Consider the following 20,238-nt stretch of genomic DNA (forward strand, 5'->3'; position numbering starts at 1 on the left):
ATAGTTAACTGGGTAAGGAGCTGAGTTAGGGCGGTGCTCGCCCTGAACCCCTAACTCCACATGGTCTGTAATTATTGCCCTACTTACTCGTAAGTAGTTCGAGCACTCACAGTGCAGCGCTTCCGACACCTACCACGGTGCGCGCGCGTGCGCCATTGTGTGGACTTATCGGCTCGCTAGAGATATCCCCAGCCTGCATCATGGCTGGGATTCCGTTGGAGACTACCACCTTCAACAAAAGTTTCAGGGTAGTTGTAGTCAGCTGGAGCAAGTTATGCAAACACCGGATGATGGAATTCTTGCGCGATAGTGAAGATATGAACTGGTAGCTCACGTGATCGCTACGCGCTATCAGTTGTGAAAACGAAAAACTTGCATCTAGAGGCAACCTCCCTCATGATCGGGTCAACTTCCCAATTCGGGACTGAGGTTATGAGCTTGATATCCCCCAAATCCTGCTTTGCCCTGCTGCTTTTACTGTCAGGGTCCGCTGCTCTTGATGCACAGAACATTTCTTATAACTCCGGATTTAATTCCAGTGAATTAGCAATCGTCGGCTCGGCGAAGCTGAATGGTTCATCGTTGCAGTTGACCGACGGCGGCGGCTTCGAAGTAGGTGGCGCGATGTATGCGACGCCGGTCAACGTGCAAGGCTTCACAAACGACTTCACCTTCCGGCTGAGCAATCCCGGTGCGGATGGCTTCACGTTTGTGGTTCAGAATGCCGGCGCCACGGCGCTGGGCGCGGTAGGTGGTGGCCTGGGATATCAGGGTCTCCCGAAGAGCGTTGGCATCAAGTTCGACCTGTACAACAACAGCGGCGAGGGAGTGAACTCGACGGGTCTCTACCAGTACGGCGCGTTTCCGGGCGGGTCTGCGGTTGACCTGACCAACAGCGGCATCAACCTGCACTCCGGCGATCTGTTCCAGGTGCACATGGTGTACGACGGCGCAACGCTGATCGTATCCATTGCCGATACGAATACCGGAGCGGTGACCACCCAGAGCTACAGCGTGAATATCCCGGCGGCTGTGGGCGGCAGCACGGCCTATGTCGGCTTCACGGGAGGCACCGGAGGGCTGACAGCAACGCAGAACATCCTGAACTGGACTTATGCTTCGACCACGCCTGGCGCGAGCGCCTGTGCGTCGCCGATGGGTCCGGTCTATACGGGCGGCAATGGCAATGTGGTGGGCAACGGCAGCCCGGCAAGCTGCACCGAGGGCGCGTTGAACAATGCGCTGGCCGCGGGTGGCACGGTGACCTTCAATTGCGGTCCGACACCAGTCCGCATTCCGCTGAGCTCCACGAAATCGATTTCGCGGAACACGGTGATCGATGGCGGCAATCTCGTCACACTCGATGGCGGCGGACGAGTGCGGCAACTGCTGATCAACACGCACAACTATGAGGCGACGAGCCCCACGGTGACGGTGCAGAACGTCACGTTTGCGAATGGCTACGCAAACGACAACGGGGGCACTGGCTCGCCGACCGGCGGTGGCGCGATCCTTCGCTACGGCGGAACCCTGAACGTGATCAACAGCCGGTTCATCAACAACGTCGGACCGAATGGTGGGCAGGATTCAGCGGGGGGCGCAATCTACTCTGTCGGCGTGGGCACGACGACGGTGGTGGGCAGTGTGTTCGAAGGCAACCGGGCGAGCAACGGCGGCGCGATCGGTCACCTGGGCGGCACGCTGGTTGCGGTGAACGACACGATGCAGGGCAACCAGGCGACCGGGACCGGCGGCAACCCGGGCAATGGTGGCAATGGCGGCGGTATCTACATCGACGGTGTGCACGTCGGCGTGCAGATGTGCGGCACGCATACGGATCGCAATCACGCGAATGCCTACGGCGGCGGCTTCTTCTTTGTCGAAGACGCGTCGGGCGGCAAGACCGCGATCGATCGGTCGACGTTCAACGGCAATGCAGGAGCGTTTGCGGGTGGCATGTATCTGCAGAGCGCGAATGGATACTTCACCAATTCGTCAATCACGGGTAACTCGGTGCAGGGTATTGCTGGTGTGGGGCCGTATGCTCCTGGCAACTTCTTCTACCTCGACTCAATCGGCAACCTGGGCAGCGACACGATCCAGTAGCGGATGTTTCCCTGTAACTGCAACAAGAAGGGCCCTCGCGCTGAGGGCCCTTTTCTTTGTTGAGTCATCCCTCCGAATTAGTCGGCGACGGGCTGCAGTTGTTCGCGACGGCCGCGGGCCGCGACGACCTGCGGGTGGCGGATGCGGCTGAACTGCCGCGGTGAACAGCCCATGATGCGTTTGAACGCGGTGCTGAAGGCGCTCTCCGATTCGTAACCGAGCGAGAGCGCAATGGTGGAGATGGGATCAGTGGTCGTCTCGAGCCGGTCTTCGGCGAGCAGCATGCGCCAGCGTGCCAGGTAATCCATCGGGGACGAGCCGACCGTCTCCTTGAATTTGAGCGCGAAGCTCGAACGCGACATGCCGACGCGCTCCGCGAGCTCCTGGATGGACCAGCGATGCGCGGGATCGGCGTGCAGGGCCTGCATGGCGGTGCTCATCTGCGGGTCGGCGAGCGCGAAGAGCCAGCCGACGCCGCCGCGAGCGCCCTCGGCGAGATGGAGGCGCAGTGTCTGGACGAGGATGATGTGCGCGAGGTGTTGCGCGATGAGCGAGCTGCCGGCCTGCCGGTCGCGCCCTTCTTCCATCATGCGATCGAGCGTCCAGCGCAGTGCTGCCCTGTCCGACTCCTGGCGGATATGCACGATGGGCGGCAGCACGCTGACGAGCACGGGCGCCTGGCTGCTGGCGAGAGTGAACAGGCTGCCGACGATCAGGAAGTCACCACCGCCGTTGAAGGAGACCATGCCGCCTCGTTGCGCCGGCGGGAAGATGGTCTTTGCGTCGGTAGGTGCGAGGCTTGTATCGCTCGAGAGCCCAAAGGGGCGGCCCTGCGTAAGCAGGAAGCAATCGCCGGGCTGGAGCCGCACAGGCTCGGTGATGCCTTCGACGGTGAGCCAGCACTCACCCGAGATCACGGCCTGGAACTTCATGGCATTGTGCCGCGGGAAGTGGAGCGACCAGTCTCCGCCGGCAGTGAGCGCGGCAGTGACAAAGCTGCGCGGTTTGAGCAGCGACAACACTTCGGAGAGCGGGTCGGGCAGCGAGTCCATAAGTATTTCCGGACGATGGCGAAGGTACGACGGACACCCTAGCATAGCCGTTTGGCTGCAGCTTCCCTAGGCTGGGGTCAGGCCGCTTTTGTGGCTACCAAACAGGATGACAAGGGGAGAGATCACGATGCGGGTATTTGTCACAGGTGCTTCGGGCTTTGTCGGATCCGCGGTTCTCGAGGAGCTGGTGCGTGCGGGGCATGCAGTGGTCGGACTGGCGCGCTCCGAGGCATCGGCAAAGACGGTGGCTGCCGCGGGAGCGGAAGTGCTGCGCGGCGACCTGGACGATCTCGACAGCCTGCGCAGGGGCGCAGCGCAGGCAGATGGCGTGATTCACACTGGCTTCAATCACGACTTCTCAAAGTTCAAGGAGAGCTGCGAGCAGGACAAGCGCGCGATCGAAACGCTGGGCGCGGCGCTTGCCGGATCGGAGCGGCCGCTGCTGGTGACCGCGGGGCTTGCGCTGCAGGCGGCGGGACGCCTGGGAACCGAAGATGATGCGGCGGTTCCGGTCAGTGACGCGTATCCGCGCAGCTCGGAGCACACGGGGCTTTCGCTGGCAGAGCGTGGTGTGAATGCTTCGGTGATGCGGCTGCCACCCTCGGTCCACGGAGAGGGCGATCATGGTTTTGTCCCGATGCTGATCGGCATCGCGCGGCAGAAGGGCGTGGCGGCGTACATCGGGGACGGGCAGAATCGCTGGCCCGCGGTGCACCGCCTGGATGCAGCGCGTGCGTTTCGGCTGGCGCTCGAGAAGGGCGTACGCGGCGCGCGTTACAACGCGATCGGCGACGAAGGTGTGCCGATGCGAGAGATCGCGGCGGTCATCGGCCGACGGCTGGGTGTACCGGTGGCGTCGAAGTCTGCGGAAGAAGCGGCTGAGCACTTCGGCTTCTTCGCACACTTTGTCGGCGCGGACACTCCGGCCTCGAGCGCGAAGACGCAGCAGGAATTGGGATGGCAGCCATTGCAGCCAGGGCTGCTGGCGGATGTCGACCACGCGCGGTACTTCAGCGAGTAGGCGAGGTCGTGATTCGCGTGATCCGCTGCTTCAGCGGATTACGGGCGCGCCGTAGTCGGGGACTTCCCACATTTGACGCGGGTGGGATTAATCCTGAATCGCTGGGCTGCATGACGCCGGTGTCTGTGCTAATCCTAGTGATCAGGATGGCACAGTACACCACCTCCATCATTTCGTACTTTGATGTCCTGGGCTTCAGAGCTTTGATCGCTAGCGATCAAAACGCGGAGAGCGTCGCGCAAAAGCTTCGCGCATTGAGACGGCACTCAGAGACAGATGCGGACATCGCGCAGATGCAAGGGTCCACTTTCACCAACTTTTCAGACTTGGTGCTTCGCACGATTCCTTTGCACCAGCGCAACGGCTCGACGCAGGAACACCTGCTGTTCATGGAGCTTCTTGACTTGGTGCATATACAAGCAGATCTCATCCGGAGCGAGGTTCTGCTTCGCGGAGCGCTGACCATAGGACAAATTTATGCAAGCGGTGACGTCACATTCGGACCAGGTCTGGTTAGAGCCTACGAGTTGGAGTCCACAGTTGCGCTGTATCCGCGGGTGATTATAGATCCAGAAGTTTTCGAGACACTAAGGGACAATCCGGCTCTTCGCACCCAGTCGTATGAGAACGAAGTCAGAGACATGTTGCAGCTGATCTCACAGGGCAGTGATGGGGTTTGGTTCATAGACTACTTGAGGGCCATTGAGTCTGAACTAGACCATCCCGCGGATTACCTGGAGTTGTTGAAGGAACACCGTGATCTCATCACATCGAAGATTTCGGACGTCTCAGGGCTGGATTCGGTAGCTTCGAAATTTGGCTGGCTGCGCAGCTACCACAACTCCCATATCGGTACCCTTGACGATAAGCGGCTGCGCAGCTCTGGATGTGAAAAGAAAGATCTCCTTGTTAGCACCGAATCGGAAGCACTCCCAATGCTTTCAGCTGATCAGACCTAGTCACTGAGCTAATGCAAACTCTGCCGGGCGCCGTACGTGAGAGTCAGCGGATTACGGGCGCGCCGTAGTCGGGGACTTCCCAGCCGTTGTAGGCGGTCATGACGGTGGTTTTGCCAATGGGGCTGGGTGCGGTCTCTTCGCCGAGCTTGGGGAAGGCACGGTGCAGGTTTTCATCCTGCGCCCACTGCGGCGAGTCGACCAGGCGGTAGTGATAGGTGACGTCGGAGGCTTCGCGGCCTTCCACCTTGCGCGGCGGCGTGTAGCTCTCGACGGAGGTGACGTCACGGTGGCCGTAGCAGAAGCGGCCGGTGGCGCGCGTGCCGAGCGGTGTGAGCGAGTAGCGCACCAGCTTGAAGGCGCCATCTTCGACACGCTGGAGCAGGCCGGCCTTGGCGAGCGCGTCCATCTGGCGCATCTCGTCCTTCTCGGTGATCTTCACTTCATTCGGAAACTTGACGGCGGCGGTGTAGAGGCAGTCGTCGTGGCCGTTGTAGAAGTAGGCGTTGATGGCGCGCTGGAAGTTGGTGTTGCTGGGCCGACGGCGGCGCGACAGACATCCGGTGAGGGCGAGCAGCGCGAGCGCGAGGGCCGCAAGACGGATCGAGCGCGGCGTCCGTCTCGATAAGCGTTTCGGGGCTGTGTGCGTGGGAACGAGGTCGCGTGCGGGCATGACGCAACAGATTCCAACTGGCGCGGGTGCGTTGCTTGGGCGTGACTTAGCCGGGGCGGCGGCACTGCATGCCGAGGCAGTCCTGCCATCGGCCAATGTCCTCGACGTCGGCGAAGTGCGGGTCGGGGTTGTCGCCCATCTGCGCGCGCCGGATGTCGGTAAAGCCGGCGGCCGCGAGCTCGCGGCTCATGTTCTTCTCGTCCCACATCCAGAGGTGGGCGCTGCGGCCGAAGAGCAGGCGGAGCAGGCGCGAGGCGCCGCGGCCGTGCGAGTCCATGCCGAGATAGGAGTCGCGCATGAAGCGGCTGGCCGCCTCGGGGTCGGGCGAACTGGTGTAGGTGCGGATGAGCGACTCGAGGTCGGGGAGCACGAAGCGGAAGACGCCGCCGGGGCGCAGGTAGGTGAAGACGTTGCGCAGCGTGGCACGGAACTCGTCGAGCGCGAGGTGCTCGAGCACATGCGAGCAGTAGACGGCCTCGGCCAGACCGGCAGGGACGGGGAGGCCGCGGGTGACGTCGCCGTACTCGATGTTGGCGGGGTAGTCCGGGAAGCCGCGCTTGAGCAGCATGGGCTTGAGGAAGGGCAGGTTGCGCTCCATCCAGAAGGCGGGGCCGGCGTCGAAGTTGCGCCACGAAGCAGGCGCGCAGAGGCCGCAGCCGAACTGGATGTAGCGGGCGGGGTCCTGCGGGGAGCCGGCGGCGAACGGGACAAAGTCGCTGGCGGGCGTCGCGGGCGGGGTCTGTGACGTCGGGGTCTGTGATGTCGGATTAGGGGACGTCGGGGTGTTGGGTGACGCGGTCGGTTCGGTGCTCAAATGCGGGCTGCCCTCCACAACGGTCGTACGCAGGCTGCGTCCTCTTACAATGGTAGTGGAAACCAATCCCCTGACCCAGACTATGCAGAATTTGTGGCAGACCGTGGTTGCCGGCCCGCTGCTGCTGGCGGCCGCAGTGCTCGCGCCGGCAGCGCAGGCGCAGGCACCGGCGTCGCCGTACATCGGCCGCACCCGGGCGCAGATGGTGGACGCCACCGGCGTGCAGATCGCCGGGGACGTACGCGTCGCGAATGGCGAGATGCAGCTCGGCAATGGCAGCACGATCACGGCAGGTACGGAGACGGTGCCGATCACGCTGACGCGTGGCGGCGAGCTGCGGCTGTGCGCGACGACCAGCGTCCACCTGTCGCGGGATCGCTCGATCGAAGCGGCGGATGCGTCTGGGCTGATGCTGGGGCTGGACCGTGGCGCGATCGAGGCGCGGTATCCCACGAGCAAGTACTCCGACGTGCTGCTGACGCCGGACCTGCGCATCCTGATCTCGGGGCCGGGCGAGGCGGATGTGAGCATCCGGGTAAGCCAGCAGGGCGATACATGTATCGACAACCGCGGCGCGAATGCACCGTACATTACGGTGACCAGTCCGCTCGAAGGCGGCCTCTACCGGGTACAGCCGGGGCAGCATGTCAGCTTCCAGCACGGCAGCCTGAAGGAAGTGGTGGATACGGAGAAGGAGCCCTGCGGGTGTCCGCCGGCCGCACCGCCGATCTCCGTGGCGACGGCAGGCACGGGCGGAGCGCCGACGCCTGCGGCGGCAGGTCATCCGGTGGGCGGGCCGTCGTCGACGCCGGCCGATACGACGTTTCCTCTGGCGGTGAGTGAGGGGCTGACGAAGCCGCCGCTGCCGCCGACCGAGCCGGTGGCTGCGCCGGGAGAGGTGCACGCGCAGGTGGTGGTGCCGCTGCACTATGACGGCTCGCTGCCCGCGGTGGGGGACGGCTCGCTGCCCGCGGTGGGCGCGAGTGCGCCGGCTCCGGATACCTCAGCGCCTGAGAGTGCGGCTCCGGCTGTGCCCCGCGTTCCCGTTGTGCCGCCAGCACCGGCGCGCACGCGGACGACGCCTGCGGTCCCGGTGACGCAGCCAATCACGCAGCCAGCCGCGCCAGCGGCGGCTCCGGCAAGTTCCGCGGTGGCGACGACAGAAGCGCCGCAACCTCCGCGGCCAGTGGTGAGCCGCTTCTTCCGACGTGTGGGCCGCTTCTTTGCCCGCGTGTTCGGCGCAGAAGACCAGGGCAGCGCGCAGCCCTAGAGCCGCAGCGGGCAGTCCAAGACGGTGGTCGCGCGCTAGCTGGTGGCGGTGGTCAGGTTGGTGTTGTCTGTGACCTTGACCTTGTCCGTGCAATCGATCAGGACGATGTGCGCGTCGTTGGCCGCCTCGTTCTGGGTCAGCGTGCTCTCGTCGACATTGCGCAGCACGATGGCGGCGGGAGTCGTGCCCTCGGCGTGCAGCAGGTCGCAGTCGCGGAAGCGATTCGATTCCACATCGAGCCAGTTGGCGCCAGCGCAGTAGATGGCCGGGCCGCCGAGCTGCGTGAACGTGTTGCGCTGCAGCGTGATGCCCGAGTTGATGCGGGCGGGCGGGGTGACCGGCTCGCTGCGCTCGGCAGAGGTGTCGATGGTGATGGTGCCGCGCGGACCACGCACCGAGGTGGCGCATTTCTCGAAGGTGCAGTCGTTGACGTGGATGCTCTGCACCACTGGTCCGCGCATGCGCTCCGGATCGGGTGCGAGCAGGATGGCCGCGCCGTTGTAGCCACTGAAGCTGCTGCCACTGATGCGCAGACGCGACTGCGCGACCAGGCCATGCTGCGCGCCGCCGCGGAAGTGGCAGTCGTCGAGCTTGAGCTGCGGCTGATTGATGGCGCTGAGGCAGAGCAGCGCGCCCTTGCCGACGGAGGGCGAGAGCGTTTCGTCGAAGCTGAGCTTCATGCCGCCAGGGGCCGACTCTGCCTTGGTGAGGACGATCTCACCGAGCAGCTTGAGTGTGCCGCTTTCGTTGATTTGCAGGTAGGTGCTCTGCCGGGGCAGCAGCCAGGCGGGCACAGGCTTGCCGTCGGGGCTGGCGACCATGGCGATCTGCGGGTCGACGACCTCGGTGATCCGCCACAGGGACTGTTGCACTTCCATGCCGGCGCGCGCCGTGCTGTCGAAGATGGCATGCTGCGCGGTGACGCTGCCTGCGCAGTCGAGCAGAGAGAGTCCCGTGCCGGCGGAGGAGAGCAGGCGTCCGCTGCCCGGGTGGGGGAGTACGCGCACCGTGTCAAAGGTGAGATCGCGGCAGCCATGCATGCGCACCGCGGCGCCGGGCGCACTGTGCAGCATCACGGTTTCGAGCAGCACCTGCTCGCAACCTTCGAGTTCGATGGCAGCCTGGCCCGCGCCGGGATGCAGCAGGGCGACCGATGTTCCCTCGGGAAAGGTCGCTGGCTCTTCAAGCGTGAGCACCACGGTCTCCGCGCCACGGCTCTGCGTGCTGACGACACGATGCGAGCCGGGCGTGCCGTTCTTGCCGTGCGCCTCGACGCTGAGGACGGTGGTGATCGGATCGGTGCCCTCGAGCGGAAAGTCGGCGTCGACGGCGACGGTGACCTCGCGGCCAGAGACGCTGCGCACCTTGCCCTGCGAGAACGGCGGGCGGGTCCAGTCGATGATGATGTCGTGGATCTCGAGATCCTGGCAGCGATTGAGCAAGAGCGGGCGGGTTGCGCCCGCGAAGGAGAGCTCGGCGCCGTTGCCGAAGATTTCGAGGCCTTCGTATTCGCGGAACTCCATGAGGACGCCATCGGACGCGGCGAAGGTGTATTTGCCGGCTGGGAAGACGAGCCGGGCATTGCGGCGCGCCAGCGAGGCGATGGCTTTCTGCACGGCGGCGGTGGAGTCCCGCTCGCCGGTCGGGTCGGCGCCGAAGTCGGTGACCGAGGCGCGACGCGAGGTACCGACGGATTTCGTGGACGGGGCGGACTGGCCGAAGCCGGCGCGCCGGGCGAGAGCCGCGCCGGCTCCGATGGCAGCCGTGCGGACGGTGTGGCCGAGAAACTCGCGTCGCTTCATCAGATCGCTCTCCTGGTCGGGTGCCCCGCTGCCGGTTCGCCTGCGGCCTGCACACACGAGTGCGAGCCTTTGCTTGCGTGCGTCTGCAGAGGGGGTGCCGGCTCACCATAGCAGTCCGTCCCCTGCGCTACAATTCAACTTTAGGTGCGGCCCCCCTCTGTGGCCGTGGTGAGCGGTCGTATTGTGCCCTTTGCGGCGTCACAATCTGCAGCGTTCTCCAGAGTGACTTTTCTTCGAACAAGGAGCTTTCCCCGTTATGGCGATCCCCGCCACCCAGATGCGTCCGGGCATGATCATCAAGCACAACAATGAGCTACACGCGGTGTTCAGCGTGGAGCACCGCACCCCCGGCAACCTGCGCGCCTTTATCCAGGCCAAGCTGCGCAACCTGCGCACCGGCGCCATGTTCGAGCATCGCTTCCGCTCCCCTGACCCGATCGAGCGCGTGATCGTCGATGAAATTCCGATGGAGTTTCTGTACTCCGACGGTGACGACTACTACTTCATGAACACCGAAAACTATGAGCAAACCCACCTGAAGCGCGACACGCTGGGCGATTCGGTCGAGTACCTGATCCCGAACCTGCAGATTCGCGTCTCGCAGTTCGACGGTGTTCCCGTCGGCATCGAGCTGCCGCAGACGGTGGAGATGACGGTGATCCAGACGGAGCCGGGGCTGAAGTCGGCGACTGCGTCGAGTGTGACGAAGCCGGCCACGCTCGAGACCGGGCTGGTGGTGCAGGTGCCGCCGTTCATCAACGAGGGCGAGAAGATTCGGGTCGACACGGCCGAGGGCGCGTACCTGTCCCGGGCGTAAGGAGCCGCAGCAAAAGGAAGAGGGAGCGACCATGTCGCTCCCTCTTCCTTTGTGGGCTACGTCTTCACGTGACGGTGTGGCTTGCTCACGCCGGTGCGGTCTCACTCTCCTGGCTGACCATCCAGGCGACACCGAACTTGTCCATACACATGCCAAAGAGTGGCGACCAGAAGGTCGGAGCGAGTGGCATCTGCGTCGAGCCGCCGTTGCTGAGAGCTGCGTAGATGCGCCGGACCTCCGCTTCGTCGCGACTCTCGACACAGACCTGGAAGCCGGCTTGCGGGCTCGACGAGCCTGGGGGCGCATCGCAGCCCATCAGCAGTGCGCCGCCGATCGGGACCGATGCATGCATGACCTTGTCCCGCCAGTTTGCGGGAATCGGAGCTGCCTCCGGAGCCGCGCTGTACGGCATCTGAAACGGGCTGCCGGCCTGGAATACATCTGCGTAGAATGCGAAGGCTTCGGCGCAGTTTCCCTGGAAGTTCAAGTGCACGTTCATGCGCATGAGTGGTGCCCTCCTCGAGCTGTCGTATTACCTTGCGACGCGACAGCGGGTTGAGTGTACGCCGTCACGAGGCACCTCGCGGCAGCCATCTTCTCCGGCTGAACGAGGATTGCAGGCAGACGCGCCTTACTCGGCGCGCAGGATCTCGGTCGGATCGGTACGCAGCGCGCGAAGCACGGCAGGCAGGGTGGCGAAGAGCGCTGCGAGGAGAATGGCACACGTCGGCAGAGCGATGATGTCGGCGTCGGTCGCCCTGACCTGGTAGAAGAGCGACTCGACATAGCGCGCCGCGCCCAGTCCGAGGGCGACGCCCGTGCAACCGCCGAGCGCGATCATCAGGAACACGTCGCGAGTCAGGATATGCACGATGCCGGCGCGCGTCGAGCCGATCGCGATGCGGATTCCGATCTCGCGTCGACGCTGGAGCACGGAGTAGTTGAGGACCGCGTAGAGTCCGATGCCCGCGAGGAGCAGCGCGACAGCGGCAAAGAACGCGGCGAGAGTGGCGATCATGCGCTCGCGAACCGTCTGGTCTCGGACAAGATCAAGCTGGGTGGTGATGTTCGAAACGCGCAGACCATTGTGGCGCTCTGCGATGAACTGGCGAAGCGAGCCGGCGAGGGCGAGCGGGTTCTGCGTGTCGGTATGAATCAGGAATGTGGCGAAGCCGACAGCTGTGGGCATGGCCCTGCTGTCGACTCCATCGAACGGGACATAGAAGACGGGGCGGTTCGGCTCGCGCAAGTCGCGGTAAGGCACGTCGGGGGTGACGGCGACGATCTTGTTGACGGGCTCACCGGCACCGCGTTCAAAGGTGCGGCCAAGGGGGTCCTGGCCTGGGAAGTAGGTCCTGGCGAAGGTTTCGTTGACGATGGCGGCTCCCGGCGACGTGTCCTGAGGGCGGAAATCGTGGCCGGAGAGGATAGGGATCTTCATCGTGGCGAGCCAGCCCGGGGAAACACTCAGAAACCAGGCGGGAGTCGGACTGGGAGGCGCGCCGTTGAGCGAGACGTCGCTGTTGATCATGATGCGCCCGAGCAGGGGCCAGCCGGAGATGGCAACCGAGTTCACGCCCGGGACCGCACGAAGCGCTTCGGCAGTTTGGTTCCAGACGACGGGAAGCTGGCCTTTGCCGGCGACCGTCTCGAGCAGGAGGATGCGGTCCGTGGAGAAGCCAAGAGGGCGGTTCTGCAGCCGCTGCAAGGATACGACGAAGAGCGAGGCGAGAAAGAGGACGAGAAAACAGAAGGCGACCTGAACAGCGATGGCTCCGCGCATGAGGCGGCGCCGCGAGTGCGGATCGTCACTACCTTTGAGAACGGCGACCGGCCGCACAGCAGAGGCACGGAGAGCAGGCAGGAGACCAAGCAGGAGCACGACGAGCAGGATCAGCCCCAGGCCGAAGAGAAGCACACGCCAGTCAGCGGGGAGGGCGAGTCGCGCAGGGTTGTCGGGCGGACTGATCAGGCTGAGCACAAACGGCGCCGACCACGCAGCAAAGATCGCGCCGAGGGCGGAAGCGAACAGGGCGAGCAGCGCGCTCTGGCACAGGATGAGCTGAACGAGGCGACGACGGCCGGCGCCGATCGAAATGCGAAGAGCCATCTCATGCGCGCGGGCTGCGGCCTGGGCGGTCATCATGTTGGCGACATTGACGCACGCGATGAGCAGGACGAGTGCGGCGAGCAAGCCGAGGGCGCTCAGCAAACGGATATAGGCTCGCTGGAGCTCAGAGATGCCGGCTCCGGCCGGATAGAAGACAAGTCTCCGGTTGAGCACGCGATCGATCGCTTCCTGGGTCATGCCGCGGAAGCACTTGGAGCAATGCATCTCGAATGCACGGCTGACGGCGGAGAGGTGATCGCGCAGCGGCTGGAGGGCAGTCGCTGGGTTAACGCCGGGCTTCAACATCAGGAACGTGCGCTGCCAGGTGACGCTGTCCTCGGTGGCCAGGCTGTTCATGCTGAGAGGCAGGAAGATATCAGTGACAGTTCCCTTTTCGACGCCGGTGAACTCGCGAGGGCCGACGCCGATGATTTCGAAGGCCTGGTCACCAATGTGGAGCGACCGGCCGAGGACGTGAGGGTCGCGGCCCAAGCGGTGATTCCAGTAGTCCCACGAGAGGACTGCGTAAGGTTCGAGCCCGGGGCCGCGGTCATCGGCAGGAGTGAGAAGGCGGCCGAGCGCCGGCTCGAGGCCGAAGACGGGGAACATGTTGCCAGAGACATACGCGACGTGAGCCTTCTCCATCGCGTCGTCGGTTGACCAGGTGAGGTCTGTGCGATCCGCGTCGCTGACCGCGATGAGGTCCGCCTGATCCTTGACGGCGTCGCGCATGAGTCTGAAGTCCGGTGTGGCCCAGTGGTCATCCTCGGCAGGCTTGTCGTACAGGCCGGTGATCTTCTGGGAGAGGACGTAGAGCCTGTCGGCATGTGCGATGGGCAGCGGGCGCCAGAGCAGCGCGTCCAGAAGCCGAAACGCGGCGACGCAGGAGCCGATGCCGAGCGCGAGAGAGAGCACAGCGGCGACGGACATGACCTTGTTGCGGCAGAGCTGCCGCCAGCCGAAACGAAAATCGGCGAGAAGCGATTCGAGCCATCCGGCGACACGAATGCTGTGGCTTGCCTCGCCAGCCCGCAGTGCGGAGCCGAAAGCGCGCTGCGCTTCCTGCGGATCACGGCCCGAAGCAATGGCCTCGTCCATGTGTGAGCGCAATTCTTCGTCGATGTCGCGATTCAGGCGCTCGCCCTGCACGGTATTGGTGATGCGCGACCACAGAGACATATCAGGCCTCTCGAAGAACGCGGTTGATGGCAAGGCTGACGGATTGCCAGCGCGACTCTTCAACACCTAACTGCTTCTTGCCTGCGGCCGTCAGTTCGTAGACGCGGGCCCGCCGACCGGTGTCTTTCCTGACCCACTCGGCGCGGATCCAGCCCGACTCCTCCATCCGGTGCAAGGCGGGGTAGAGCGAACCCTCCTCGGCGCGCAGCACGTCCCCGGAGGTTCCGGCGATGGCAGCCATGATGGCGTACCCGTGAAGGCGAGGGCGGCGGGACAGGATCTTGAGCACGAGCAGATCGAGCGAGCCTTGCAGTGAGTCAGTCCTGGGCATACTCAGACGTCTTTGTATAGATGTCTCGGTATACGGTCAAGCTGAATCGTCCTTGGGCGGTGGTTCGTTCTTCCGGCTGTGTGCGGGCGCCGACATTTCATCATCGATCCCCGCTCGCGACGCGCAATTGCTCCGGCTTGCCTGAGTCACTCGCTGCTCCGCAAACCAGCGATGGGCTCCTCGCCTTGCACTCGCCTGCCGCCTCTGCAACACTGAACGCGCTGATCCGTATGGTTCGTTACTACCTCGTGAAGGGTCGCGTGCAGGGTGTTGGCTTCCGGTGGTTTGTGCACCGGGAGGCGGCGGCGCTGGATCTGCGTGGCTGGGTGCGCAATACCGAGAGCGGGCATGTCGAGGTGGTTGCGGCGGGCGAGGCCGCGCAGCTCGATGAGCTGAGCACGGCGCTACGCAGGGGTTCGCGCGGCAGCCGGGTGGACGCGATCGACACGCGAGAGCTCGCGGCGAGCGAAGGCGAGGGCCTGGGTCCGTTTCAGATCGAAGGAGCGTGGTGACGTTGGCTATGGGGAGACACGAAGGGATGCCGGTGGACGAGATGAACCTGGAACCGATCAACTGCGAGCCCCTGAAGCGGCTGGTGCGCACTGTGCCCGACTTTCCCAAGCCCGGCATCCTGTTCTACGACATCACGACGCTGCTGAAGGACCGGCTCGGATTCGCCATGCTGATCGACGCGCTGGCGGCGCATTATCTGGAGCGCGACGTGGACCTGGTGCTCGGCATCGAGGCGCGCGGGTTCATCTTCGGCCCGGCGCTGGCGTACCGGTTGAATGCGGGGTTTGTGCCGGTGCGCAAGCCACGCAAGCTGCCAGCGCCGACAGCGAAGGTGACCTACGACCTGGAGTACGGCAGCGATTCGCTCGAAATACACATGGACGCGATCGAGCCGGGGCAGAACGTGGTGATCGTCGACGACCTGCTGGCGACCGGCGGCACGATGGAAGCCACGGTGAAGCTGGTACGCCAGTTGGGGGGACGTATTGCGGGGCTGGGCTTCGCGGTTGAGCTCGACTTCCTGAAGGGCCGCGAGCGCTTCCCTGACTTCGACGTGTTCAGCCTCCTCCACTACGACGAGTAACAGCATCTGATCTAACCGGTGGAGAGTCTGCACGAGTGCCACCGCGATCAGGAGCGGGCGAGTGGCGGATGGCTCCCCGAAGTCGTCGGCTGGTGCAGGGCAGACGTCTCACGCTGCTCATCCACTGATTGCGCGCACGCGCGATGTGCTGCATCGGGTGTTTGCCGGCGCCGGCGTGACGGGCGTGTACGCGACGTATGAAGCTGCCGTGGCCGCCGCGCCGAAGGGCAGCCCCATCGGGTACGACCACACCGAGACCAGCAACCTCTACAGTTACCTGCTCGACTACACCAAGATCAGCGACTACGCTGCCCTGTTCTACCTGAGCCGGTTGCTCCAGCCGGGGTCGCGGCTGTTCGACTTCGGGGGCAACACGGGCGTGCTGTATTACAGCTACCAGCGGCGCTGGGCGCTGCCGCCGGGCGCCCACTGGACGGTGTGCGATGTGCCTGCAGTCGTTCGCGCGGGCGAAGAGTTTGCCCGCAACCGGCCGAGCGAAGGGCTGGCATTCACCAGCCGCTTCGAAGATGCGGCCGGGGCAGACCTGCTGTTCACCTCCGGCACGCTGCAGTATGTGCCGAAGACGCTGCCTGCGCTGCTGGCTCCGCTCGGCGATGCGATGCCGCGGCGCGTCCTGGTGAACCGGACAGCCTTGTGGCCTGGCGAGACGTTCTACACGCTGCAGCCAGTCTTCGCCGCGCACTGCCCGTACAGGGTGCAGAACCGGGTGGAGTTCGTCAGCGGCATGGAGGCGTTAGGCTACCGCATCTGTGACGAATGGGAGTGCCCGGAGAGCGCCATCCACGTGCGCTGGCATCCGCGGCACCGCATCGACCGGTATCTCGGCATGCTGCTCGAGCGGACCGCTGCCTGACAGACGGCCAGAGATGACCGGCCTTCAGCGCGTGGGGTGCGGACCGGCGGCCTTGACCTCGGCAGGCGCGTCGAACTTCGCGAAGTTCTCTTCAAAGCGCTTCGCCAGGGCCTTCGCCTGCTGGTCGTAGGCGTTCTTGTCGGGCCACGCATTGCGCGGGTTGAGAATCTCTGCGGGCACGCCCGGGCAGGTGGTCGGGATGTGCAGGCCGAAGGCGCTCTCGGTGACGAACTCCGCACCGGAGAGCTTGCCGTCGAGCACAGCGGTGACCATGGCGCGGGTGTGAGGCAGGCTCATGCGCTTGCCGACACCGAAGACGCCGCCGGTCCACCCGGTATTCACCAGCCAGCACTGCGCGCCGTACTGGCGCAGCCGCTCACCCAGCATGGCCGCGTAGACCTTGGGCGCGAGCGGGATGAAGGGCGAGGCGAAGCAGGTGGAGAATTCCGGCACTGGCTCGGAGCCGAGACCAGCCTCCGTGCCGGCGAGCTTCGCGGTGTAGCCGGAGAGGAAGTGGTACATCGCCTGCTCCGGCGTGAGCTTCGCGATTGGGGGCAGCACACCAAAGGCGTCCGCGGCCAGGAAGAGCACGTTCGCGGGCTGACCACCGATGCCGGGGACGACTGCGTTCTCGATGAAGTCGACCGGGTAGGCGGCGCGGGTGTTCTCGGTGTAGCGGATGTCTTCGTAGTTCGGGTCGCCGGTGCGCGGGTTGAGAACGACATTCTCGAGCACGCAGCCGAAGCGGATGGCGCGGTAGATCTGCGGCTCCTTCTCTTCGGTGAGGTCGACACACTTGGCGTAGCAGCCGCCTTCGAAGTTGAAGACGCCGCGCTCGCCCCAGCCGTGTTCGTCGTCGCCGATGAGGCGGCGCTCGGGATCGGCGGAGAGTGTCGTCTTGCCGGTGCCGGAGAGTCCGAAGAAGAGAGCGGTGCGACCGTCGCGGCCGACGTTGGCCGAGCAGTGCATGGGGAAGACATCGCGCTCGGGCAGGAGGAAGTTCATCACGCCGAAGATGGACTTCTTCATCTCGCCGGCATATTTTGTGCCGCCGATGAGCACAATCTTGCGCGTGAAATCCGTAATGATGAAGGTCGAAGACGTGGTGCCGTCACGCGCGGGCACGGCTTCGAACTCGGGAGCCGCGATCACGGTGAACTGTGCCATGTGGTTGGCCAGCTCCTGCGCTGTGGGGCGGACGAAGAGCTGCTTTACGAACAGAGCGTGCCAGGCGTACTCCGTCACGATGGTGATGGGCAGCTGGTAGTGCGGATCGGCCCCGGCGTAGAGGTCGACGACGTAGCGGTCGCGCTCCTGCATGTGCCGTTCGACACGCTCGAGCAGCGCAGAGAAGCGTTCGGCGGAGAAGGGCTGGTTGACCTTGCCCCAGTCGACGCGCTCTTCGGTGATGGCGTCCTTGACCAGGAACTTGTCCTTGGGAGAGCGGCCGGTGCGCGCGCCGGTCAGGGCGACCACTGCGCCATTCGACGCGAGCCGCGCCTCGCCGCGCGCGATGGCTGCTTCGACCAGTTGCGGCGTGGACAGGTTGCGGTGAACGTGCGGCCCATCCAACAGGGTCTTCGACACAGTGCTCGCAATGGCGGCGCCCATACCCCTCCCAATCCCCAAAGCTGCTTCGAGCCAAATCTAAAACCAATCATTGTGCCATCGGGAGTGGAGTCCGGCCAAGATGGGGTGGCCGGGCCTGACCGTAGCGGGCACGCGGATGGAGCCCAGCCTACAAAGCTGGCTCACGATTCACCGGATATTCAAGGGGTTGGAACCCAACTGGCGAACAGGGTTGCTATGACGCCAGAGGAGGTTCTTCCAATGAAATACATGGCACTATTGCTGGCGGGCACGGCTGCGCTGGCGCTTACGGGAGCCGCGGCGCACGCGGATGATGATGACGATCGTGGCGGTGAGGGGCGCATCAAGCACGTGCTGCTGATCAGCATCGATGGCATGCATGCAGTCGATTACAGGAATTGCGTGCAGGGTGTGTCGACCATCAACAACGGTGCGTCGTTCTGTCCTCACCTTGCGGAGTTGGGCCGGACCGGCGTGAACTACACCGCGGCGAGCACCTCGCGGCCGTCGGACTCCTTCCCCGGGCTGACGGCGATCGTCAGCGGCGGTACGCCGAAGAGCTTCGGCGTGTACTACGACGTGGGGTATGACCGCTCGCTCGATGCGCCGACGATCACGACCGGCAATGGCGTCGCTGGCGGTCCCTGCACCCCGGGCGCTGCGCCGACGGGCACGACGGCCGAATACGAGGAGGGCATCGACCTGGACCAGAGCAAGCTGAACGGCGGCACGCCGGGCGCGGGCCTGGTGGAAGGCGACGTCCGGGCGATCGACCCGAAGAAGCTGCCGCGTGATCCCAAGGCAGGCTGCGCCCCGGTCTATCCGTGGGACTTCGTTCGCACCAATACAATCTTTGGCGTCGTCCGCAAGGCGGGCGGCTACACATCATGGTTTGACAAGCATCCGGCCTATGCCTCGGTCGCCGGCCCGGGCGGGACGGGGCTGAGCGAGTTCTTCGCGCCCGAGATCAACTCCAACGTCGTGGGCATTCCGTACGCCACGCCCGAGGGTGTCTCCTGCTCGACCGTACCCGACCCGTCGCAGGTAGGTGCCTGGACGGACAGCTTCGCGAACATTCAGTGCTACGACACGATCAAAGTGAAGGGCATCCTCAATCAGATCCAGGGCAAGACGCACGATGGCAAGTCCAGCGTCTACCCGACCCTGTTCGGGATGAACTTTCAGGCCGTCAGCGTGGGTCAGAAGCTGATCGAGAAGAACGTCGGCAAGGGCGGCTACCTCGATGCGGCGGCCACACCTAGCGAGCTCCTGATGAGCGAGATCAAGTTCGTCGACGATTCCATCGGCGAGATGGTGCAGGGACTCAAGGACACCGGCCGGTACGACTCGACGCTGATCGTGATCACCGCGAAGCATGGCCAGGGTCCGATCGATCCCAACCGCTTCGTGCCGCAGTTGAAGCAGGACGGCGGCTCTTCGCCAGCCACACTGCTGGACAATGCCGGGCTGCTTCCCCTCTCCGAGGCTCCGTCCAACCCAACGGGCATCGGGCCGACAGAGGATGACGTCTCGCTGATCTGGCTGAAGGACAAGTACAAGGTCGATGACGCCGTGGCGCTGCTCGAGAAGAATGCCTCGGCGATCGGTCTGGGGACCATCTACTACGGTGCGACGCTGGCGCTCAACTACAACGCTCCAGGCCTGCCGCCAAAGAACGATCCGCGCACACCAGACATCATCGTGGCGCCGAACCCGGGTGTGATCTACACGGGCAGCAGCAAGAAGCAGGAAGAGCATGGTGGCTTCTCGCATGACGACACCAATGTCATGCTGATGCTGTCGAACCCCTCGATCAAGGCGCACACGGTGAACGCTGACGTGTCCACTGCGCAGGTCGCTCCGACCGTCCTGAAGGCACTTGGTCTGAACCCGGCCAGCCTCCAGGCGGTCCAGCTTGAGGGCACGGGCGTGCTGCCGGATGTCAAGCTGTCGGTCTCCTACTAACCCTGTTCTGCAGGCGCAGACGCACCAAGGCCCAGCTCAGGAGCTGGGCCTTGTTGTTTGTCTCAGACGTTCGCGCGAAGGACGAAGTTCAGGGTATGAAGCTCACGGGACGAAAGTCTCGTGGATGACGGGCAGCATGGGCAGATTCGCGGTGTTCCTGGCCTCGCGCATCACTGCATCGAGATGGGCGAGCACTTCGTCGACGGTCATGGTGTACATCTCGCGACCGTTGTCGTAGCCCTCTTCGACGGCCTGCTTGAGGTAGTGGCCGGCGATCTGCGCGGTGAGCCGGTCGGTGATCACGTTGCCGGTGCGGCGCTTGAACTCGACCCAGGCCACGGCGGGGAGAGCGATCCAGACGGGGCGGCCACTCACCTCGAAGCGGACGTCGATGGCGTCAGCATGGCGTGTGGCGATGGCCACGATGTTGGCGCGCCAGAGGCAGTGCAGGGTTTCGCCGGTCCAGCGGTCGGTGACGTCGAACTCTTCGTACATGATGGATTCAGCGTATCGGGATCATGCGGAAGCGGCAACAGGGAGCAGCGGCGGATACACACCGAATCGAGCGCTCGCAACAAAAAA

The 20,238-nt window shown here is 64.4% G+C and carries 18 protein-coding genes; 9 read left to right on the top strand and 9 right to left on the bottom strand.

Features of this window, described 5'->3' with window-relative positions:
- The first annotated feature begins 432 nt into the window (after positions 1–432).
- Positions 433–2,106 carry an L-type lectin family protein gene (locus AC5IJH_RS12695; protein ID WP_491903194.1) on the top strand — a complete coding sequence of 558 codons (1,674 nt, stop codon included), beginning with the start codon at positions 433–435 and terminating at the stop codon, positions 2,104–2,106.
- A gap of 77 nt (positions 2,107–2,183) precedes the next feature.
- Here AC5IJH_RS12695 and AC5IJH_RS12700 read toward each other — a convergent pair whose 3' ends face one another.
- On the bottom strand, positions 2,184–3,158 hold the full coding sequence (locus tag AC5IJH_RS12700) for an AraC family transcriptional regulator (RefSeq protein WP_491903195.1): 975 nt from the start codon (positions 3,156–3,158) through the stop codon (positions 2,184–2,186).
- A gap of 127 nt (positions 3,159–3,285) precedes the next feature.
- Here AC5IJH_RS12700 and AC5IJH_RS12705 point away from each other — a divergent pair, with 127 nt between their 5' ends.
- Together AC5IJH_RS12705 and AC5IJH_RS12710 are read left to right on the top strand one after the other, a co-directional pair.
- Positions 3,286–4,179, top strand: a complete 894-nt coding sequence (locus AC5IJH_RS12705) for an SDR family oxidoreductase (RefSeq protein ID WP_491903196.1) — start codon at positions 3,286–3,288, stop codon at positions 4,177–4,179.
- Positions 4,116–5,138, top strand: a complete 1,023-nt coding sequence (locus AC5IJH_RS12710) for a hypothetical protein (RefSeq protein WP_491903197.1) — start codon at positions 4,116–4,118, stop codon at positions 5,136–5,138. The genes AC5IJH_RS12705 and AC5IJH_RS12710 overlap by 64 nt, the downstream gene beginning before the upstream one ends.
- A 43-nt stretch (positions 5,139–5,181) precedes the next feature.
- On the opposite strand, the gene AC5IJH_RS12715 is transcribed toward AC5IJH_RS12710, so the two are convergent.
- Together AC5IJH_RS12715 and AC5IJH_RS12720 are read right to left on the bottom strand one after the other, a co-directional pair.
- Positions 5,182–5,808 (bottom strand): hypothetical protein, encoded by a 627-nt coding sequence (locus tag AC5IJH_RS12715; protein WP_491903198.1) that lies wholly within the window; start codon positions 5,806–5,808, stop codon positions 5,182–5,184.
- A gap of 46 nt (positions 5,809–5,854) precedes the next feature.
- A complete protein-coding gene (locus AC5IJH_RS12720) occupies positions 5,855–6,622 on the bottom strand; it encodes a class I SAM-dependent methyltransferase (protein WP_491903199.1) in 768 nt (255 codons plus the stop codon).
- 55 nt (positions 6,623–6,677) lie between these two features.
- Between AC5IJH_RS12720 and AC5IJH_RS12725 the strand changes: the two genes are divergently transcribed.
- Positions 6,678–7,892, top strand: a complete 1,215-nt coding sequence (locus AC5IJH_RS12725; RefSeq protein WP_491903200.1) for a hypothetical protein — start codon at positions 6,678–6,680, stop codon at positions 7,890–7,892.
- A gap of 35 nt (positions 7,893–7,927) precedes the next feature.
- Here the strand turns inward: AC5IJH_RS12725 and AC5IJH_RS12730 are convergent, their stop codons facing one another.
- Positions 7,928–9,694, bottom strand: coding sequence for a right-handed parallel beta-helix repeat-containing protein (locus tag AC5IJH_RS12730; protein ID WP_491903201.1), 1,767 nt, complete (start codon positions 9,692–9,694; stop codon positions 7,928–7,930).
- 256 nt (positions 9,695–9,950) lie between these two features.
- On the opposite strand from AC5IJH_RS12730, the gene efp reads away from it, so the two are divergent.
- Positions 9,951–10,511 (top strand): elongation factor P, encoded by a 561-nt coding sequence (gene efp / locus AC5IJH_RS12735; protein ID WP_491903202.1) that lies wholly within the window; start codon positions 9,951–9,953, stop codon positions 10,509–10,511.
- 85 nt (positions 10,512–10,596) lie between these two features.
- On the opposite strand, the gene AC5IJH_RS12740 is transcribed toward efp, so the two are convergent.
- From AC5IJH_RS12740 to AC5IJH_RS12750, 3 genes are all read right to left on the bottom strand, one after another.
- Positions 10,597–11,016, bottom strand: coding sequence for a VOC family protein (locus AC5IJH_RS12740; RefSeq protein WP_491903203.1), 420 nt, complete (start codon positions 11,014–11,016; stop codon positions 10,597–10,599).
- A 126-nt stretch (positions 11,017–11,142) separates the two neighbouring features.
- The gene (locus AC5IJH_RS12745) at positions 11,143–13,800 is read right to left on the bottom strand and encodes an ADOP family duplicated permease (RefSeq protein ID WP_491903204.1); all 2,658 of its coding nucleotides are present in this window, start codon (positions 13,798–13,800) and stop codon (positions 11,143–11,145) included.
- A gap of 1 nt (position 13,801) precedes the next feature.
- Positions 13,802–14,131, bottom strand: a complete 330-nt coding sequence (locus tag AC5IJH_RS12750) for a PadR family transcriptional regulator (RefSeq protein WP_491903205.1) — start codon at positions 14,129–14,131, stop codon at positions 13,802–13,804.
- Between the two features lie 230 nt (positions 14,132–14,361).
- Between AC5IJH_RS12750 and AC5IJH_RS12755 the strand changes: the two genes are divergently transcribed.
- The 3 genes from AC5IJH_RS12755 to AC5IJH_RS12765 all read left to right on the top strand — a co-directional run bounded on the left by AC5IJH_RS12755 (position 14,362) and on the right by AC5IJH_RS12765 (position 16,101).
- A complete protein-coding gene (locus AC5IJH_RS12755; RefSeq protein ID WP_491903206.1) occupies positions 14,362–14,643 on the top strand; it encodes an acylphosphatase in 282 nt (93 codons plus the stop codon).
- Positions 14,644–14,651: 8 nt separating this feature from the next.
- Entirely contained in the window at positions 14,652–15,227 is a 576-nt protein-coding gene (locus tag AC5IJH_RS12760) for an adenine phosphoribosyltransferase (protein ID WP_491903207.1), read from the top strand.
- 61 nt (positions 15,228–15,288) lie between these two features.
- The gene (locus tag AC5IJH_RS12765) at positions 15,289–16,101 is read left to right on the top strand and encodes a methyltransferase, TIGR04325 family (protein WP_491903208.1); all 813 of its coding nucleotides are present in this window, start codon (positions 15,289–15,291) and stop codon (positions 16,099–16,101) included.
- A 24-nt stretch (positions 16,102–16,125) separates the two neighbouring features.
- On the opposite strand, the gene pckA is transcribed toward AC5IJH_RS12765, so the two are convergent.
- Positions 16,126–17,712: a phosphoenolpyruvate carboxykinase (ATP) gene (pckA, locus tag AC5IJH_RS12770; protein ID WP_491903209.1), complete on the bottom strand. Its 1,587-nt coding sequence runs from the start codon at positions 17,710–17,712 to the stop codon at positions 16,126–16,128.
- Between the two features lie 219 nt (positions 17,713–17,931).
- On the opposite strand from pckA, the gene AC5IJH_RS12775 reads away from it, so the two are divergent.
- Positions 17,932–19,656, top strand: a complete 1,725-nt coding sequence (locus AC5IJH_RS12775) for an alkaline phosphatase family protein (RefSeq protein WP_491903210.1) — start codon at positions 17,932–17,934, stop codon at positions 19,654–19,656.
- A 102-nt stretch (positions 19,657–19,758) separates the two neighbouring features.
- Here AC5IJH_RS12775 and AC5IJH_RS12780 read toward each other — a convergent pair whose 3' ends face one another.
- Positions 19,759–20,151: a hypothetical protein gene (locus AC5IJH_RS12780; RefSeq protein WP_491903211.1), complete on the bottom strand. Its 393-nt coding sequence runs from the start codon at positions 20,149–20,151 to the stop codon at positions 19,759–19,761.
- Positions 20,152–20,238 lie beyond the last annotated feature (87 nt).

The sequence above is a fragment of the Candidatus Dedyshia acidiphila genome, from assembly GCF_051025295.1.
Taxonomy (GTDB): domain Bacteria; phylum Acidobacteriota; class Terriglobia; order Terriglobales; family Acidobacteriaceae; genus KBS-83.